At 38.9% G+C, this 17,065-nt stretch carries 17 protein-coding genes; 14 read left to right on the forward strand and 3 right to left on the reverse strand.

The window, feature by feature from the left end; genetic code table 11:
- Positions 1-150: 150 nt before the first annotated feature.
- The 6 genes from ssuC to fbpA all read left to right on the forward strand — a co-directional run bounded on the left by ssuC (position 151) and on the right by fbpA (position 5,235).
- Positions 151-939 carry an aliphatic sulfonate ABC transporter permease SsuC gene (ssuC, locus tag AC4QJR_RS04140; RefSeq protein WP_496525398.1) on the forward strand — a complete coding sequence of 263 codons (789 nt, stop codon included), beginning with the start codon at positions 151-153 and terminating at the stop codon, positions 937-939.
- 245 nt (positions 940-1,184) lie between these two features.
- Positions 1,185-1,958: an ATP-binding cassette domain-containing protein gene (locus AC4QJR_RS04145; protein ID WP_496525399.1), complete on the forward strand. Its 774-nt coding sequence runs from the start codon at positions 1,185-1,187 to the stop codon at positions 1,956-1,958.
- Between the two features lie 46 nt (positions 1,959-2,004).
- Positions 2,005-3,627, forward strand: a complete 1,623-nt coding sequence (locus AC4QJR_RS04150) for an FAD-dependent oxidoreductase (RefSeq protein WP_496525400.1) — start codon at positions 2,005-2,007, stop codon at positions 3,625-3,627.
- Positions 3,624-3,965 carry a 4Fe-4S dicluster domain-containing protein gene (locus tag AC4QJR_RS04155; protein WP_496525401.1) on the forward strand — a complete coding sequence of 114 codons (342 nt, stop codon included), beginning with the start codon at positions 3,624-3,626 and terminating at the stop codon, positions 3,963-3,965. The genes AC4QJR_RS04150 and AC4QJR_RS04155 overlap by 4 nt, the downstream gene beginning before the upstream one ends.
- 21 nt (positions 3,966-3,986) lie before the next feature.
- Positions 3,987-5,000, forward strand: a complete 1,014-nt coding sequence (locus AC4QJR_RS04160) for an ABC transporter substrate-binding protein (RefSeq protein WP_496525402.1) — start codon at positions 3,987-3,989, stop codon at positions 4,998-5,000.
- Positions 5,001-5,034: 34 nt separating this feature from the next.
- Positions 5,035-5,235 carry a Fur-regulated basic protein FbpA gene (gene fbpA / locus AC4QJR_RS04165; RefSeq protein WP_496525403.1) on the forward strand — a complete coding sequence of 67 codons (201 nt, stop codon included), beginning with the start codon at positions 5,035-5,037 and terminating at the stop codon, positions 5,233-5,235.
- A 60-nt stretch (positions 5,236-5,295) separates the two neighbouring features.
- On the opposite strand, the gene AC4QJR_RS04170 is transcribed toward fbpA, so the two are convergent.
- On the reverse strand, positions 5,296-6,495 hold the full coding sequence (locus AC4QJR_RS04170) for a CynX/NimT family MFS transporter (RefSeq protein WP_375374459.1): 1,200 nt from the start codon (positions 6,493-6,495) through the stop codon (positions 5,296-5,298).
- A 145-nt stretch (positions 6,496-6,640) separates the two neighbouring features.
- A complete protein-coding gene (locus tag AC4QJR_RS04175; protein WP_496525404.1) occupies positions 6,641-7,543 on the reverse strand; it encodes a DMT family transporter in 903 nt (300 codons plus the stop codon).
- 193 nt (positions 7,544-7,736) lie between these two features.
- On the opposite strand from AC4QJR_RS04175, the gene AC4QJR_RS04180 reads away from it, so the two are divergent.
- The 7 genes from AC4QJR_RS04180 (at position 7,737) to AC4QJR_RS04210 (ending at position 15,742) form a co-directional block, all read left to right on the forward strand.
- Positions 7,737-9,278 carry a spore germination protein gene (locus AC4QJR_RS04180; protein WP_496525405.1) on the forward strand — a complete coding sequence of 514 codons (1,542 nt, stop codon included), beginning with the start codon at positions 7,737-7,739 and terminating at the stop codon, positions 9,276-9,278.
- Between the two features lie 8 nt (positions 9,279-9,286).
- Positions 9,287-10,396, forward strand: a complete 1,110-nt coding sequence (locus tag AC4QJR_RS04185) for a GerAB/ArcD/ProY family transporter (protein WP_098575896.1) — start codon at positions 9,287-9,289, stop codon at positions 10,394-10,396.
- Entirely contained in the window at positions 10,371-11,618 is a 1,248-nt protein-coding gene (locus tag AC4QJR_RS04190; protein ID WP_496525406.1) for a Ger(x)C family spore germination protein, read from the forward strand. The genes AC4QJR_RS04185 and AC4QJR_RS04190 overlap by 26 nt, the downstream gene beginning before the upstream one ends.
- Before the next feature lie 423 nt (positions 11,619-12,041).
- Positions 12,042-13,199, forward strand: a complete 1,158-nt coding sequence (locus tag AC4QJR_RS04195) for an ROK family protein (protein ID WP_496525407.1) — start codon at positions 12,042-12,044, stop codon at positions 13,197-13,199.
- 31 nt (positions 13,200-13,230) lie between these two features.
- Entirely contained in the window at positions 13,231-14,202 is a 972-nt protein-coding gene (locus AC4QJR_RS04200) for a 2-hydroxyacid dehydrogenase (protein WP_496525408.1), read from the forward strand.
- A 305-nt stretch (positions 14,203-14,507) separates the two neighbouring features.
- Positions 14,508-15,215: a CAP domain-containing protein gene (locus tag AC4QJR_RS04205; RefSeq protein ID WP_496526616.1), complete on the forward strand. Its 708-nt coding sequence runs from the start codon at positions 14,508-14,510 to the stop codon at positions 15,213-15,215.
- Between the two features lie 149 nt (positions 15,216-15,364).
- Positions 15,365-15,742: a VOC family protein gene (locus AC4QJR_RS04210; protein WP_251460971.1), complete on the forward strand. Its 378-nt coding sequence runs from the start codon at positions 15,365-15,367 to the stop codon at positions 15,740-15,742.
- Between the two features lie 473 nt (positions 15,743-16,215).
- On the opposite strand, the gene AC4QJR_RS04215 is transcribed toward AC4QJR_RS04210, so the two are convergent.
- A complete protein-coding gene (locus AC4QJR_RS04215; protein ID WP_251460973.1) occupies positions 16,216-16,695 on the reverse strand; it encodes a GyrI-like domain-containing protein in 480 nt (159 codons plus the stop codon).
- Positions 16,696-16,763: 68 nt separating this feature from the next.
- Between AC4QJR_RS04215 and AC4QJR_RS04220 the strand changes: the two genes are divergently transcribed.
- The gene (locus AC4QJR_RS04220) at positions 16,764-17,021 is read left to right on the forward strand and encodes a hypothetical protein (RefSeq protein ID WP_496525409.1); all 258 of its coding nucleotides are present in this window, start codon (positions 16,764-16,766) and stop codon (positions 17,019-17,021) included.
- Positions 17,022-17,065 lie beyond the last annotated feature (44 nt).

Here is a 17,065-nt window from a genome sequence, read left to right on the forward strand (position 1 = left end):
TAATAATCGTTACCAGACAACTGGAGACACAATTTACTGTGTCTCCTTTTTATTTATATAAGATTCCAACACTAGTCGACTATTCCGATAGAGACTTCTCGTACTTTGAGAAGTCTCTTTTTTTATCCAAATTAAAGGAGCTGATTTTTATTGAGACGATTAAGAAAATCAATTGGGCAACAGTGGTCAACATGGGTGGTCCCGATTCTTATCCTGGTTACCTGGCAAGTGTTAGGACAAATTGGGCTAATTGGTCAAGATATTTTACCCACACCGCTGGAGGTTTTACAGGCATTAATTCAATTAAGTAAGGAAGGTGTTTTATGGGAGAACATGGGGGTAAGTGCTAAGAGGGCATTAATTGGATTTATAATTGGCGGCAGTATTGGTTTTATCCTAGGCATGGTAAATGGGCTATCAAGAACTTCAGAAAAATTATTAGATAGTTCGATTCAAATGGTGAGAACCATTCCTCACCTAGCCCTCATCCCGATTGTTATTTTGTGGTTTGGGATTGGCGAATCGTCAAAATTATTTCTAGTCGCACTTGGTGTGGCGTTTCCAATCTATCTTAATACCTTTCATGGAATCAAGTCTGTTGATAAGGGACTCATTGAAATGGGGAAAGTGTATGGCCTTCAATCGCTCCATTTAATTGTGCTGGTGATTCTACCTGGCGCGTTACCATCCATTTTGGTAGGTCTCCGCTATGCCCTTGGGATCATGTGGTTATCACTCATTGTGGCCGAAACGATCTCAGCAGACTCAGGGATTGGCTATATGGCAATGAATGCAAGAGAGTTTATGCATATGGATATCGTCGTTGTCAGTATTTTACTTTATGCCTTTCTTGGAAAGTTTTCTGATTCCGTTGCTAAGTTTTTAGAGAAGAAATGGTTGCGATGGCACCCTAATTATAACAGTGTGAAAAATAGTTAGGGCTTCTTTTTTGGTTAAAAGATTGTTGATTTTGAATTCGCTCATTAATACACTCAATTCGCTCATTGATGCTAATAATTCGCTCATTAGACCCCAGAATTCGCTCGTAAAACTCAAAAATTCGCTCATTGATAGGAAAAGTCGATAAAAACCCAAAATATAGAGTGTAATTTTTCACAATTATCGAGTGCTAACAACACTATTTACGAAAACAAGAATTTACAAGGAAAGTGAGAGTGAACAAAATGGTCCAGACCCAGAATGGATTAAGTTTGGAACTCACAAACGTTGAAAAATCATTTGGTCATAACAAGGTATTGAAAGAGGTGAATCTTTCTATCAAGCCAGGTGAATTTGTAGCCATCGTTGGAAAAAGCGGATGTGGAAAAAGTACATTACTCAGACTAATAGCTGGATTGGAACCAGTCAGTAATGGGTTTATTCATGCGGATGAAGATGTCGTTATACGGAATCATCCTGATTCTAGAATCATGTTTCAGGATGCACGTTTACTGCCATGGAAAAGTGTCCTGACCAATGTACAAATCGGGACGAAATCTCGTTCCAAAGAAGGAGCCAATGCAGCTTTGTCGTTAGTTGGTCTCGAACATCGCGCAGGAGACTGGCCGGTTGTTCTCTCGGGAGGACAAAGGCAGCGAATTGCATTAGCACGAGCTTTAGCGGGTGAACCTCGGTTACTGCTGCTGGATGAACCACTTGGTGCCCTAGATGCACTAACTAGAATCGAAATGCAGCAATTGATAGAAAAATTGTGGTTAGAACAAAAGTTCACGACTATTCTGGTTACCCATGATGTGAGTGAGGCTATTTCTTTAGCTGACCGTGTACTTTTGATAGAAGAGGGAGAAGTAACGATGAATATTGCGATTACACTCGACCGTCCTCGCATAAAGGATAGCAAATTTGTCTATTTTGAGAGGCTCATTCTTGATCGTGTGTTGGGAAGAAAAGCGTCTCACGAACAGGAACCGCTGCCGAAAAAAGTTCATACCATCTGATGTTTAGGGGTTTAAAATTATTAGCTACTAAAGGAGGTTCGTATTCATGAGTAAACAATTAGGATTACAACAAAAGGGAGAACGAGAAGTAGAAACGGATGTATTAGTAATTGGTGGTGGACCATCAGGGACATGGGCAGCGATTAATGCCGCTTCCAAAGGAGCAAGGGTCATTCTTGTCGATAAAGGGTACTGTGGAACAAGTGGTGCGACGGCGCCATCAGGGACAGGAGTTTGGTTTGTGAATCCAACCCCGGAGGAGCAAGAAAAGGCAATGAAGAGTAGAGAAGCGCTTGGGGGATATTTACAGGATCGAAAATGGATGAAAAACGTATTAAACCGAACGTATAGCAATATCCACCAATTAGATACATGGGGATATCCTTTCCCACTAGATGATAACGGATTTAAGCATCGGAGGAGTTTGCAGGGGCCAGATTATATGCGGTTGATGCGGAAACAGGTGAAAAAAGCAGGGGTGAAAATTTGGGATCATAGCCCTGCACTTGAGCTTCTGGCAGATGAACACGGTGTGGGTGGGGCAGCCGGTGTTTTTAGTGAAACAGGGGAACGCTGGAAAGTAAAGGCTGTAGCCGTTGTTATCGCTTCTGGGGGATGTGCCTTTCTAAGCAGGGCATTGGGAACCAATGTTTTAACCGGTGACGGGTATTTACTTGCCGCTGAAGCAGGGGCCAATCTGTCTGGGATGGAATTTTCAAATGCTTATGCCATTGCTCCAGCTTTTTCATCGGTAACAAAAACAGCATTGTATACATGGGCAACATTTTACTATCAGGATGGTTCAGTCATTGAAGGAGCAGGTTCTCAAAGAGGTCGGTCCGTGATCGCGAAGACACTGCAAACACAGCCCGTGTATGCAAGGCTCGATAAAGCAGATGAAGAAATGCAAAAATGGATGCGAAAAGCACAGCCGAATTTCTTCGTTCCTTTTAACAGGTTGAGTATTAATCCATTCACGGACCGATTTCCAGTGACTTTAAGATTAGAAGGGACCGTTCGTGGGACGGGCGGCATCCATCTTATCAATGAGAATTGTGAAACGAAGGTACCTGGATTATATGCAGCTGGAGATGCCGCAACCCGAGAATTAATTTGCGGAGGATTTACGGGTGGAGGCAGCCATAATGCTGCCTGGGCAATGTCATCGGGTTCTTGGGCCGGTGAAGCAGCAGGTGAGTATGCCTTAAAGCAAGGTTCAAATGCCTCGAAACGGGATGTAAAAGGGATTTCTACTACACCCATTGCAGCGGGGTGGAGCAAATCAAACAAAAAAGGTTCGGTATTATATGAAGTTACGGAAAGCGTCCAAGCAGAAGTAACGCCTACTGAAATTAACTTATTTAGAACAGAAAAGACGCTTCAGTCGTCTTTACAACGTCTTGACCTGATTTGGGAGGAACTTCGATTAGGTCTCCTAGCAAACGAATCGAATGTTGTGAGAGTAAGAGAAGCCGCTGCTATGACGGCTACCGCTCGATGGATGTATTCTTCGGCTATAGAGCGGAGGGAGACAAGGGGGATGCATAAACGGTTAGATTATAAGGAACAAGACTCCAATTTCCATTATCGAATTCTTACTGGGGGATTGGATGAGATTTGGGTAAAACCTGATAAAACTTTGCATCAACAGGAAGGAATGAGAAGATGATTGAATTTATTAGTCCATCAAAATGTGTAAGCTGCGGTTTATGTGTTTCCGTGTGTCCTACTGGCGTATTTGACCAGGAAAAAGGGAAAGTTCCTGTGATTGCTAGGAAAGATGATTGCCAGACTTGCTTTATGTGTGAAGTTTATTGCCCTGTAGATGCTATGTATGTATCTCCAAATGTAGATGAAGTGACAGTAAATGAGGAAGAACTGGTCCAAAGCGGAGTTTTGGGAAGTTATCGAAGAGAAATTGGCTGGGGAAAAGGTCAGAGCCCAAGTGCCGCTTCAGATGCTTCTTATAAAATGTTTCAGATGATGAGTAAATTACCAGGACATTAATGATCCAGTAGGAGGATTTTCATGAGTATTAGCAATGAGCAAAAACCATTATTAAGGGGCTTAGTAGGCTTTCTGTTTGCAACTATTATTTTGATAGTAGTTGCAGGGTGCTCAAACAACGCTTCTTCAACCAACTCAAAGGAATCTAATAACTCCCAGTCAAAGACCTTACGGATTGGTTATATTGGATCAACGAAAGATAATATTCCAACAGGAGTGGATGGCTGGGGGATTCAACATCAATTACTTCAGGAAAAATTGAAAAAAATAGGTGTGGAAAAATTTGAATTTCATGCTTTTCCAAATGGTCCACCTCTAAATGAAGCGATTGCTGCAGGAGAATTAGATATTGGTATTTTAGGAGATACCCCAGCAATTGTCGGCAGATCGAACGGGCTGAAAACACGTTTGATTAACCAAGCGGCCATTAACAGCAATGTCTGGTTAATTACTCCTAAAAACGGAGTGAAGACTATCGAAGATTTAAAAGGGAAAACAGTTGCCACTCAGTTTGGATCCTACATGTATCGCTACCTAACCGGAGTACTTAAAGAAAAGGGCTTGGATAAGGATGTAAAGATTGTTAGCATGCTTTCTAGTGATGCGGAAGCAGCATTAGAACGAAATGACATTGCTGCTTATGCGTTTCCGACAAACTCAGGTCCGCTAATCAAGTCGAAAGGATATCCAGTCATTGATGAGGCAAAGGATCATCCAGAGTTACTAGGAAGCACGGTCACCGTTATTACTGAGGATTATTTAGCGAAGAATCCAGATTTTCTATCGATTTGGAATGAAGCCCGTAAACAATCATTAGCGGATTTATTAAAGAAACCGGAGGATTTTTATCAATTTCAATCAGAGCAAGTCGGTTATCCAGTCGAAGTAATGAAAGATTCTTTGCCGCTTAATAATTTGAAATCCGATGCATTGTCCACTGAAGGACTCAAGTTATTGGATGGTACGAAAACATTTCTAGTGGAAGGGAAATTTGCCAAAAAAGACTTTGATTTGAATGATTGGATTGCTAAGTAATTCTTTAGGGGAAACAAATAAAGGAGAGGATGGTATGGAGAATATCCTTCGGAATGCTGTAGAACAAAGAAGGAAAACATTAATAAATATATTGCTTACCTTTAAAGTATTTGAAAATGAGGAACAGCTTTCGAAGTTTTCTTTAACAGAATTAGAACATGAATACAAACGATTAAAGTCGAATAGTCATCCTCACAGTGATAGCGGGTCCATTAAATGGAAGAAGAAAATATAAAATGATGGCGCACAGTGACTGTCACCGTGCGCCAAGTATTTAATCTAGTATTCCCCACTACTACACATATTTGTCTCGGCCCGACATCATCCCGAACAGCATAACGATGAAAGAGATTATGATTAAGGTAATTAGCGGAATCATCCACATATGGGTGAAATCATACAAAAATCCAATAAACAAGGGACCTACTGCAGCTAAGATATAACCCGTTGATTGTGCCATCCCAGATAAATCGGCTGCCTCGCCGGCACTCTTAGAGCGGAGGCCAATATAACTTAGAGCTAGTGGAAAAGTTCCTCCCAATGCGATTCCAATAATGATAATACTTACGATTAAAATCGGATAAGAAGAGCCTAACAGTAATCCTCCGTAACCAATGATAGAGCATATGCCTAACACAAAAGATATCCATACTTGCGAACGATACCGTCCAGCAATTACAGGGATGAAGAAACTAGCCGGTAGTCCGACAATTTGACTAAATGACAAGAGCCAGCCTGCTGTTTCCATACTCAATCCATGGCTATGTAAGATTTCAGGTAACCAGGAAATCGTTACGTAAAATAAAAAAGATTGAAACCCCATAAATATAGCGATTTGCCAGGCAAGCGGCGAACGCCAGACATGATTCGAGCTCGGAGTGACTTTTCTAATCTCCTTTTGATTTCCTTGATTAAATTTAGAAAGGAATATCCACACCAAAATCGCTGCGACAGCGGGAATCCCCCAAACGTTTAAGGCACCCTTCCATCCAAGGTTCATTCCCACTGCTAACGGAACACTAACTCCGGATGCTAAGGAGGCAACTAATCCCATGGATGTTGAATAAACACTTGTCATCAGCCCAAATTGGTCTGGGAATTTGTCCTTTGCAATCGCAGGTAATAAGACATTTCCAATCGCTATCCCGACCCCAATAAACAAAGTCCCTGTGAAAAGAAAAAACGCCATGGGAATAGATCGAATGACAATGCCTATTAAAAGAGAGATCAAACCAACTACTAAAGCTGTCTCATTCGTTAAACGGTTGGCGAGCTTTGGTACAATTGGTGACATAATGGCAAAAACAATTAAAGGCAAACTCATTAATAAGCCCGCGCTCCAATGGGCTAGCCCCACATCTTTCTGAATCATTCCAACTAACGGTCCTACTGATGTAATCGCAGGACGCAAATTAAAGGCAATTAGTACAATCCCAATAATGAGCCATATGATGTAAGTCGATTTCGAATAGGTATTTGATTTTAGTAACTCCACTACTTAAACCTCCACTGTAGAACAAACTTTCTAAAGTATAACACAATTAAAGTTGTGAGGCGCAACACGGGCAAGAAAGCTCTTCTAATGAAATGGAGTCTTAAAGTATAGGAGAATAATAGGATAAAAAAGGGTCAGCCTTCCATTACGGTGAAGTAGTGGGAGTCTGACCTTTTTTGGAGATTTTTAATTCCAGCTTTTCGCTCAAGAACGTGGAGCCTAAGACAAGAGCACCGCCTATCATTTGAATTAGTGACATGCCTTCGTTTAAGAAAATCGCGGCAATAATCACGGCTGATATCGGATCGATATAGCTGAGTACCGCAATCGTCTGCCCCTTTAGTTCTTGGAGAGAAGTAAAGTATAAAAAATAAGCAAAACCAGTATGTACAATCCCTAGAATTAAGATGAAAATAATGGAGGTTGTGTCTAAACTACCCAGGTTTAAATTACCCTGCCAGAGTACATATGGAAACAGAACCAGAGCTCCTGCCATTAATTGCACTACCGTTGTTTCAAAACCTGATAAATTTTTGATGAATTTATTCATTAGGATCACACTAGCATAAAATGCTGCCGCTAAAAGGCCGTAAAAAATCCCTAACGTATGATTCTGTGAACCGCTCGTGCCGCCAGCACCAGGATTAACGATTAAAAACAAACCAATCATTGCCGAAGCAATGCATATAATCTTCACGCTCGTCAATTTTTCTTTAAGAATCCATGGGGCTAAGATCATCACAAAAATCGGTGCGAAGTAATAGCTTATCGTGGCATTGGATATAGTCGTATAGCGATAGGACTCAAAAAGAAAAATCCAATTTAATCCAATTGCTGCACCTGATAATAGAAGCAGAAGCGCATTTTCTTTAAGTGATTGAAAAGATGGCTTATGTTTGACCAGGAAACTAGCAATAAGCAGAAACAGACATCCGATGACACCCCGTAAGAAGGCAATTTCACTTGAAGACAGGTCAATCTTTCTTACAAAAACCCCGATGCTCCCAAAAATGAGCATCGTCAAAACAAGTCTGATTTTTCCTTTCATAATAGATCCACCCCTGTTCTTAAATCCATATGAATGATTACATAACTGCTTTTTACAGCAGCGACATCATCTTACTATGGTATAACTGGAAACAAATAAAAATCAACCATTAAATATGCCCGAATCCTTACTAATCTGTACATAAATACCCTTAAAAATGGAAAACAATATAAAAATTAGGGGGTGGTTCATTTTGCAGAAAAAAATCTTAAAGCAGTTTTTTAAGAAGCTCAATCCAGAACCACAATTTAGTGAACAGTCCAATACACAGGAAATTGAATTAAAAAAACAAGATATTAGCAGTAGTTACGATCAAAATTTAGTGACATTTAAATCCATTTTCAGTATGCCTATGAATATCGATGTTAAGGTACGTGAGTTTACCATCGGTTCACTTAACCTCCGTGCTTTTATCATTTACATAACTACGATGGTCGACGCACAAAGCATTCAAGAGGGCATCATGGAAAAATTAATTGGTAATATTCAGCCGTCAGGTAAGATTCAAAATATCACTTCCTACCCAAGTGAAAGAACCGCAACAAATATTAGGGAAATTACGGAATTTATTACAGGTGGAGTCACTGCACTCTTTGTGGATGGCGATACACAATGCTACTTATTTGAAACGACGAAAATTACAGGCCGTTCCATAGAGAAATCCGAAAATGAAGTGATTGTAAAAGGGGCAAAGGAAGCTTTTAATGAAAAGGTAATGGATAATATTTCCTTACTTCGCAAAAAGATAAGAAATGAAAATCTTATTGTTGAGGCAAAGGTTATTTCGAAACGATCCAGAAACGATGTATTTTTGGTTTATGAAAAAGACCTAGTAAATGATGAATTGCTTCAAACGATAAAAGACAAGTTAGCTTCTCTCGATACGGATAGAATTCTTGATCTAAGTATTTTAGAGCAATATCTAGAAGAACGGCCAAGGTCATTGTTTCCGTCCATATTATATACAGAACGTCCGGACCGGGCCACCTCCTTCATCGAGGAAGGCCATATCGTTTTATTAATGACAAATTCTCCAAGTTGTCTGATACTGCCTGCTACCTTTTGGTCAATGTTTCATTCGCCGGAAGATAATTACCTACGTACACCCTATGGGAATTTCATCAGGTTTTTGCGGTTTCAAGCGTTGTTTGTTGCCATGTTTGCATCGCCCTTATATATTGCAATTACAAATTATCATGTAGGGATGATCCCGCCTGATTTATTAATGGCCATTGCCGGGACAAGGGAACGTGTCCCTTTTCCGTCGACCGTTGAAATATTAATGATGGAAATCGCCTTTGAACTCATTCGAGAAGCGGGACTACGTGTACCAACCCCTATTGGTCCAACGATTGGGATTGTCGGTGCATTAATTTTAGGACAGGCTGCTGTTCAAGCGAATATTATTAGTCCGATTGTCATCATTGTTATTGCCTTAAGTGGCTTAAGCTCATTTATTATCAGTGATGTGAGCATGAATTTTGCTATTCGCATATCGCGCTTTTTATTTATTTTGGCGGCAACCTTTATGGGGATTTATGGCGCAGTCGCTCTATTTATACCGGGACTTTTTTATTTAGCTTCATTAACATCATTTGGAATTCCTTACTTTGCACCCATGACGCCGCATTTTATTTCTTCAAAAGACTTAATTATTCGTCATGTTCCCATGAAAGAAAGGTTTCGCCCAGGGTATTTAAATCCAAAGGATACTGTCAAACAAAGAAAGGGATAAAAAAACCTATGAAGCATCAACCTGGAAAAATTGGGATCCGTGAATATCTGTCCATCGCCATTTTAATGGTTGGTGCCAAAGTAACTGAAGACACACCGACTGCTCTGTTTCAAAAGGTCCAAAACGCAGCATGGATGATCCCAATCATAACGGCCGCAATCTCTTTTATCCCGCTCTTTTTATTACTAAAGACCATGTCGTTGTATCAAAACAAAAATCTATTTGCTGTTATTCAAAAATTACTCGGAAAATATCTGGGGTTTTTTGTCTGTTTTCTAATATTTATCATCAATGTATTTTCCATTTCGTTCGATTCAAGAACGTATACAACGATCATAAGGACGTTTTATTTTAATAGGACACCGATTGTCATCATCTATGCCATCTTAATGGGCGTTTGTGTATATGGTGCGAAAAAGGGAATTCAGCATATCGGATCAGTTGCCTATCTGGTTGTTTACTATGCAGTCGTTTTCTTGTTCCTTTCGTTCGTATTAAGTACTCAAGATAGCAGTATTCAATCCCTATTCCCCATTTGGGGTCCTGGAAAACTTGAATTATTGAAGCAAAGCACCCTAAATCTATCCCTTTTTTCTGAGTTTTTTCTGTTTGCCTTGATTATACCGTCTATCACCTCATACAAAGATTTTCGAAAAGGCACGTGGATAGCCTTAGTTTACGTCAGCATCCAATTAAGTGTGGGTATTATCATTTTCATCTGTATGTTTGATGTATCCTTAAGAGGAGTTGGTTATCCATTCCACACAGTGATTCGTTTTATTTCAATTGGGACTTTTTTTCCGAATATCGAAATTGTATTTTTCGTCACTTGGTTAATGGCGGCATTTATTCGTTTTGCCGTATTTTTGTACATAAATGCACTTATGTTCGGTCAACTATTTAAAATTAAAAATTTTGAATTCCTCATTCCAGCACTGGCAGCAATTTATTTTTTGATTGGATCCATTCCGGAATCACCTTATGACCTCAGTCTCCAACTGAAACCGATATTAAGAAGTGTTATTGGTCCTACATTTTTGGTTGTTTCGATCACTTTATGGCTGGCGGCACTGCTAAAGGGAGAATTTAAACATGAAAAAAACAGAGGCAGTATGTAGAATTTTGTTGTTTTTCCTCATTGTTTGTTTATTAACAGGTTGTTGGGATCGTCAAGAAATTGAAGACAAAGCCTATGTGATCGGACTAGGATTAGATCGCTCCAAAATTGAAGGGAAAATCAAAGTCACCATGTTATTAGCCAATGCGGAAGTAGGCAGTATTCAAGGCGGTGGCGGGTCAACCGAAAAGCCTCGGGAAATTGTCACGTTTGATGCCAATGATTTCATTGCGGCGAAGGCTACTGGCAATTCCGTTATCTCCCGGGATATTAGTTATGAACTATTAAAGATTATTGTTGTCTCCGAGGAATATGCACATGACAAAGATTTTATTAAGAAGTTTTACGACATCTTAAAGGATAAAGACATTCGCTTGGATTGTTATTTAGCCATATCTAAAGAAAAGGCAAGTGAGTATTTTATTAGGAATCGGCCGAAAATGGAAACAAGACCACATAAATATTTTCAATTCATGATCGACCACGGCATTGAAAATGGGTTCATCCCAGATTCCACCCTCTTTCGTTTTTTTAAAACATTGGAAAGAGGGACAGATTACTATTTGGCGATGTACACAACAGCCAATAAGGAAAAGAATCCTGAGGTAAGAAGTGAAGATGAATACATGGCAGGGCAATTGAATGCTACGGGCGAAGTGGGAGCTGCACAGTTTATTGGGTCAGCTGTCTTCAAAAATGGCGTGATGATTGATAAGCTAACCGGTCAAGAAACACGGAATATTAATATTCTAGATGATTCAACAAGTATCCAAGATATTTTGGTTGATATACCTGATCCTTTTTCAAAAGACAAGTTGCAGTTTGCAGCAAGAATCATGAAAACAGAAAATAATAAAGTGAAGATGGACTTAAAGGGTCAAAGGCCAAAGATTTTTATAACCATTCCTTTAAAGATAGAAATTATATCAAACCCATCTATGGTTAACTATACGGAGAAAAAAAATCAACAAATCGTAAAGAAACAAATAGCCGCTCATATAGAAACACTGAATGAAAAATTGTTAAAAAAAACACAAACAAAATTTAAAGGTGTACCATTTCCATTATCCATGTATGCCCGAAAATACTTTGGGACGATTCAGGAATATAAAAAATTCAATTGGGGAAAATCATATCAGAAAGCGGACATTCATGTGAAAGTAGATGTTAAAATTATTGATTATGGTAAAAGAACAAAAAAACCTCCAAGGGTGGGGGCATAGTTGAAAATATTTATTTACATGAGTTTATTTTTAATTATTCTTTATACCATAGGATTCGGTGTTTCCGTGTGGAAGGACAAAGAAAAAATAGGTGCAATGGCCATATTTTTTCTTTGTCTTTGCTTAATCATCCTGCCTTTCTTCTCGAATTTTTAAGACTAATTTCAATCTCTAATAATAAAACAAACAACGAGGGCTGGATATTCAGCCCTTTTTTAGTGAGAAAGAGTAACAGATAATTTGTTTGTTGTTCGAATAAAGGAACTGATATTTTAGTGTGTCTCAAAAAAACAAATGGCTTTAATCAATCGTTTATTTCGAACTATTTAAGTATAATTCCCCAGAAAGTTGATTTATAATGGAATAATAATACTAAAATAATTGATACTTAATTTACGCATTATACAAATGGGGTGCAAACAATTGATGATCGCTGATCAAATATTAGTAAAAAAAATGAACCAGAAGGTATTACTGAATGAAATTGTTTCTAATTCTCCAATCTCGAGAGCTAGATTATCTGAAAAAACAGGATTAAATAAATCGACCGTATCTTCCCAAGTAAATACATTAATAGAAAAGAAGCTGATTTTTGAAATTGGACAAGGGCAATCCAGCGGCGGAAGAAAGCCTGTGATGCTTGTTTTTAATAAAAATGCCGGTTATTCCATCGGAATTGATATCGGCGTTGAATCTATCAATGGAATTCTAACAGATTTAAAAGGAAACATCGTCGTAAATCAATTCCATCATCTAAAGGAACCTTCTCTTGATTCCAACAAAGATTTATTATTTTCAATGATTAAGGAACTTAGCAATCAAATCCCAGAATCTCCTTATGGTTTGATTGGTATAGGGGTATGCGTACCTGGTCTAGTCAGTACAGAGCAAAAGGTTATTTTCACACCGAATATCGATTGGAATTATCAACTAGACTTAAAAGCTGATATCGAAAAGGAATTTCAAGTACCTGTTTTTATTGAAAATGAAGCGAATGCCGGTGCCTATGGAGAAAAAGTCTTTGGGGCAGCTAAAAATTACGAGAACTTAATCTATGTGAGCATCGGGACGGGAATCGGAATTGGTATTGTCATTAATCATGATATATATCGAGGGGTTAATGGATTCGCTGGTGAAATGGGACATCTAACCATCGACTATAACGGACTCAAATGCAGTTGCGGCAACAAAGGGTGCTGGGAATTATACGCCTCCGAAAAAGCATTACTGCAGCCTTTTCAACAAAATAATCGCTTCACTTCCAGCCAGGACCTAATTAATCGCGCTAACCAAAATGATCCAGATATATTAATGGGATTACAAAATTTCGGTTTCTACCTTGGAATTGGATTAACAAGTATTATAAATACATTTAACCCGAAAGCAGTTATTATCCGGAATGACATTGTTGAAGCCCTGCCTATGGTTATGAACTCGATTAGAAACTCTATTTCCTCAAGGAGTAATGACATGTTAAGCAACAATCAGGAACTAGTTCTCTCTTCCTTAGGAAAAAATGCTCCCGCACTAGGGATGTCTTCGCTTGTTATTGAACATTTCTTAGAAATGTTTACAGCTTAAATCATGTGTATGCTGAAAGGTGGAGGTATTGTTGAAAAAAACGATTTATATTACGAGAAAACTCCCCGGGGAAATTATTGATAAACTCTCAAGTCAATTTCATGTGAAGATGTGGCATGAAGAAAATGTTCCGGTTCCTCGGGAGGTGTTATTAAAAGAAATTGAAGAAGTAGACGGGCTGATCTGTCTATTAACAGAAAAGATTGACGTAGAGGTGCTAAATCAAGCAAAACAGTTACAAGTCATTAGTAACATTGCGGTTGGCTATAATAATATCGATATTCAAGCCTCAACGGAGAGGGGAATTGTCGTTACCAACACGCCTGGTGTTTTAACAGAAACGACCGCTGATTTAACGTTTGCCCTATTAATGGCTTCAGCACGAAGAGTCGTCGAGGGATCTGAATACTTACGCAGTGGGGAATGGGGCGCCTGGTCCCTTATGCAAATGACTGGACAGGATATTTATGGTGCTACCCTGGGAATTATTGGATTAGGCAGAATTGGCGAAGCTCTCGTTAAGCGGGCACAAGGTTTTGATATGAACATTCTTTATCATAATCGGACACGGAAACGGGAAACGGAGGAAAAGCTCGGGATTCACTACCGAGAAATGAAGGACTTGTTGCAGCAATCTGATTTTGTGTGCCTGCTGCTGCCATACAGTCCTGAAGTCCACCACTTAATCGGTAAAGAAGAATTGTCGCTTATGAAAAAAGAAGCCATTTTGATCAATACCGCAAGAGGGGGGATCGTTGATGAAGAAGCATTATATCATTCATTGAAAAATGGAGAGATTTGGGGCGCCGGACTGGATGTGTTTGAACAAGAGCCCGTACCAACGGATCATCCATTATTAACGCTGCCGAATGTGGTAACCCTGCCTCACATTGGAAGTGCAAGTGTAAAAACTAGAATGAAGATGGCTCATTTGGCAGCGGACAATATGCTGGGTGTTTTAACAGGTAGTGAAGCACTTACTCCGGTTATTCTTAATAAATAAATGTAAAACACGATACTTTTTTGAAATATTTGTTAAGAACGATGCTCTTTGCAAGAGGTGTCAATATTAATTCTCACTATAATTATTAGAAGTTATTCCTTAATTTGGAAAAAGTGTAAAAAGAACTGTTTTACCTTGATAGAGAAAGAGACTTAAAGAATAAGGAGTTAGCTTGAGATAAAGTTTCTACTAGAATGGATCATACATTCTGTTGTAAAATCCTTCCTCAAATATGACAAAAATCATATGTTACGATGAATTTGTGGAAAAACGGCAAATTGTCGAAATAGGAGGAAGAATCAATGATGAAGAAAAAAGCAATTCTTACTGTTGCAGCTGCAGCGGCATTAATGATGTCAAATCCGGTCTTAAATAAAGCCCATGCGGCCACAAATAGCCCGTCGGTACAGGAAAAGGTCTATGTATACCAAGGGTCAAATATGAATGAGATTAATAGTGTGATTGAGAAATATCTTGCTAGTTTAGGATTTACTATTTCACAAAATACCGAAAAGCAGCCAACTCAAACTCAACCGAATCAAACGGTCGAAACAAAGGAGCCTGCTCAAACTGCTCCACAGTCTGTGCAGCAACAACCGGCAACTGAGACAGCTACTACACAAACTACAAGTACCTTAAGTGCTTATGAGCAAAAAGTAGTTGATTTAACGAATCAAGAAAGGGCTAAAAATGGCTTACCGGCCCTTAAAGTGGATGTAACACTTAGCAAAATGGCTCATGAAAAATCACGTGATATGTCTGCAAATGGTTACTTTAGCCATACAAGCCCAACATACGGTTCACCATTTGATATGATGAAGAAGTATGGGATTACCTATCGTTATGCAGGTGAAAATATTGCCAAGGGCCAGCGAACTCCTGAAGAAGTAGTCAAAGCTTGGATGAATAGTGAAGGACACCGTAAGAATATTCTCAGCCCGAACTACAATTATATTGGTGTAGGTTATGTCGCGCAGGGGAACTATTGGACACAGGAGTTTATTGGTAAATAGTGAATATGAGAGCTTGGGGATTATGATCCTCAAGCTTTTTTTGTATTAAACTATAAAAATCATTTAGTGACAGGAATTAGTTGAATGAATCTTGAATTATTAAAGGGGTAAATTAAAAGGTATAGTATTTAAATTTAAGGGGTGGAAAAATGAAAGTATTAGGATTTGGCGGCATCTTTTGGAGATCAAAAAATATAGAAACTTTAAAAAAATGGTATAACGACGTTCTAGGTATCCCTATGGACAATGATTGGAATATGACAATCATTACTCCTGGAGCAGAGAATAAAACAGCCTTTTCATTTTTTACAGAGGATAACGAATATTTTCCTCAAGAGCAATCTGTTATGTTGAATTTTCAAATTGACAATATGGCTGAGTGTCTTGAGCATCTTAACCAATGCGGGGTTCCTCTTTTGAAGGAGCCGGAGCAAAGTGAATTTGGAACATTTATTTGGATTTCTGATCCTGAAGGCAGATGGATTGAACTGTGGGAAAAACCCACTGACGTTCAGGAAAAGAGTTAACAGGCAACGAATGTTTGTTTCATTCAAACAAACGGAGCCATTTTGATCAAACGTTTGATTAAAACGTGGTCATCCATTATGTAGGGGTGAACTAACTAATCAAACGTTTGATGGAATAAACTTCTTCTTTGCCAATAAAAAAGAACACACCTCCTTCTATGAAGAGGTGCACTCCCGTTGAGTTTTCGTATTTACAAATAAGGAAGTAATAGACTACATATTTAAGGGAGCAACTGTTAAGCTGGAGCTCTTCCTAAGGTATCGGCTCCGCCTACGCCTAATACCATGATAGCCACGCGTGCTATCCCCTCTAATAAGTACTATATCTCATTATTATTAATAAAATATGAACTAAATATTAATCATTAGTTAATTTTTGGTTAAAGACTAATCAAACGTCTGATCAAATCGCCGGAATCCATGGTATACCTGGCTTGGAGAGCTAACCAAACGTTTAATCAGAAACATATTTTTTATTTTATAGGAATCCAGATTTCAGAGTAGTAATCAGGGCTCCAAGGATCTCCGGCGGAATAGACTTCTAAATCAGGTGTGCCAGCATGCTTGTAATGACTGGAAGGGAACCATTCGCTATATATTTGTTGCCACACTTTTTGTATAGCATCGGGCATTGCGCCGTGAACTTCAAATACGGCCCATTTAGAAGCAGGTATCTCAAGATTCAATAAACCTTCAGGCGTTTCACCAGTATGTTCCGTAGCAATCCAGTAATCCATTAATTGCACCTGAGTGCCTCGTTTTTCAGCACATACACCAAGGACGCCATTAATTTCCCCATTATTCACCTTGATTAATAAATCGTTCGTTCCATCGGTATGAACATCAGCCCACATTTTGGGGATCTCCGTTAAGTTCTCACCATTCTCACATGATAATTCGCGCTTGATTCCAACAACTTTAAAACGATCTCTTTCAATAATCTTATATTTCATAGGTTCCGTTCCTTTCAATGTACCCTGTATGGCCAGGCGATTATATGATTTCAGTTTAGGGATGTGTTTTGCGTGCCCGCTGTAATGATTCAACCTATCCCATTTTGCTGAAAAATGAGATCTATATCTTAATTATGCTGGCTGTTGCCTATTTGGCATTTTTCCTATTTCCGAAAAAATTACCTACATCGATTACCATTTTATTTTTAGTGTGGGGATTCGCAAGCTCTACCTTGTTTGATTTCACGATCGGCGGAGGGTTGCTTGATTATTATAAAGTCAATGATTCCAACAAATATGAACTATTCGATTTGATTAGAAAGTAGGTATTTCAGTTACTCGGACAGGAGAAGCGAAAAATCGGAAAAGG

Source organism: Neobacillus sp. BP17, assembly GCF_059579525.1.

What these genes read in the sequence shown, in the direction of transcription:
- fbpA (WP_496525403.1), top strand. Translation starts at nt 5,035, where the DNA reads ATGGAGAATATCCTTCGGAATGCTGTAGAACAAAGAAGGAAAACATTA.
- AC4QJR_RS04150 (WP_496525400.1), top strand. Translation starts at nt 2,005, where the DNA reads ATGAGTAAACAATTAGGATTACAACAAAAGGGAGAACGAGAAGTAGAA.
- AC4QJR_RS04160 (WP_496525402.1), top strand. Translation starts at nt 3,987, where the DNA reads ATGAGTATTAGCAATGAGCAAAAACCATTATTAAGGGGCTTAGTAGGC.
- AC4QJR_RS04145 (WP_496525399.1), top strand. Translation starts at nt 1,185, where the DNA reads ATGGTCCAGACCCAGAATGGATTAAGTTTGGAACTCACAAACGTTGAA.
- AC4QJR_RS04185 (WP_098575896.1), top strand. Translation starts at nt 9,287, where the DNA reads ATGAAGCATCAACCTGGAAAAATTGGGATCCGTGAATATCTGTCCATC.
- AC4QJR_RS04205 (WP_496526616.1), top strand. Translation starts at nt 14,508, where the DNA reads ATGAAGAAAAAAGCAATTCTTACTGTTGCAGCTGCAGCGGCATTAATG.
- AC4QJR_RS04175 (WP_496525404.1), bottom strand. Translation starts at nt 7,543, where the DNA reads ATGAAAGGAAAAATCAGACTTGTTTTGACGATGCTCATTTTTGGGAGC.
- AC4QJR_RS04155 (WP_496525401.1), top strand. Translation starts at nt 3,624, where the DNA reads ATGATTGAATTTATTAGTCCATCAAAATGTGTAAGCTGCGGTTTATGT.
- AC4QJR_RS04210 (WP_251460971.1), top strand. Translation starts at nt 15,365, where the DNA reads ATGAAAGTATTAGGATTTGGCGGCATCTTTTGGAGATCAAAAAATATA.
- AC4QJR_RS04190 (WP_496525406.1), top strand. Translation starts at nt 10,371, where the DNA reads ATGAAAAAAACAGAGGCAGTATGTAGAATTTTGTTGTTTTTCCTCATT.
- AC4QJR_RS04215 (WP_251460973.1), bottom strand. Translation starts at nt 16,695, where the DNA reads ATGAAATATAAGATTATTGAAAGAGATCGTTTTAAAGTTGTTGGAATC.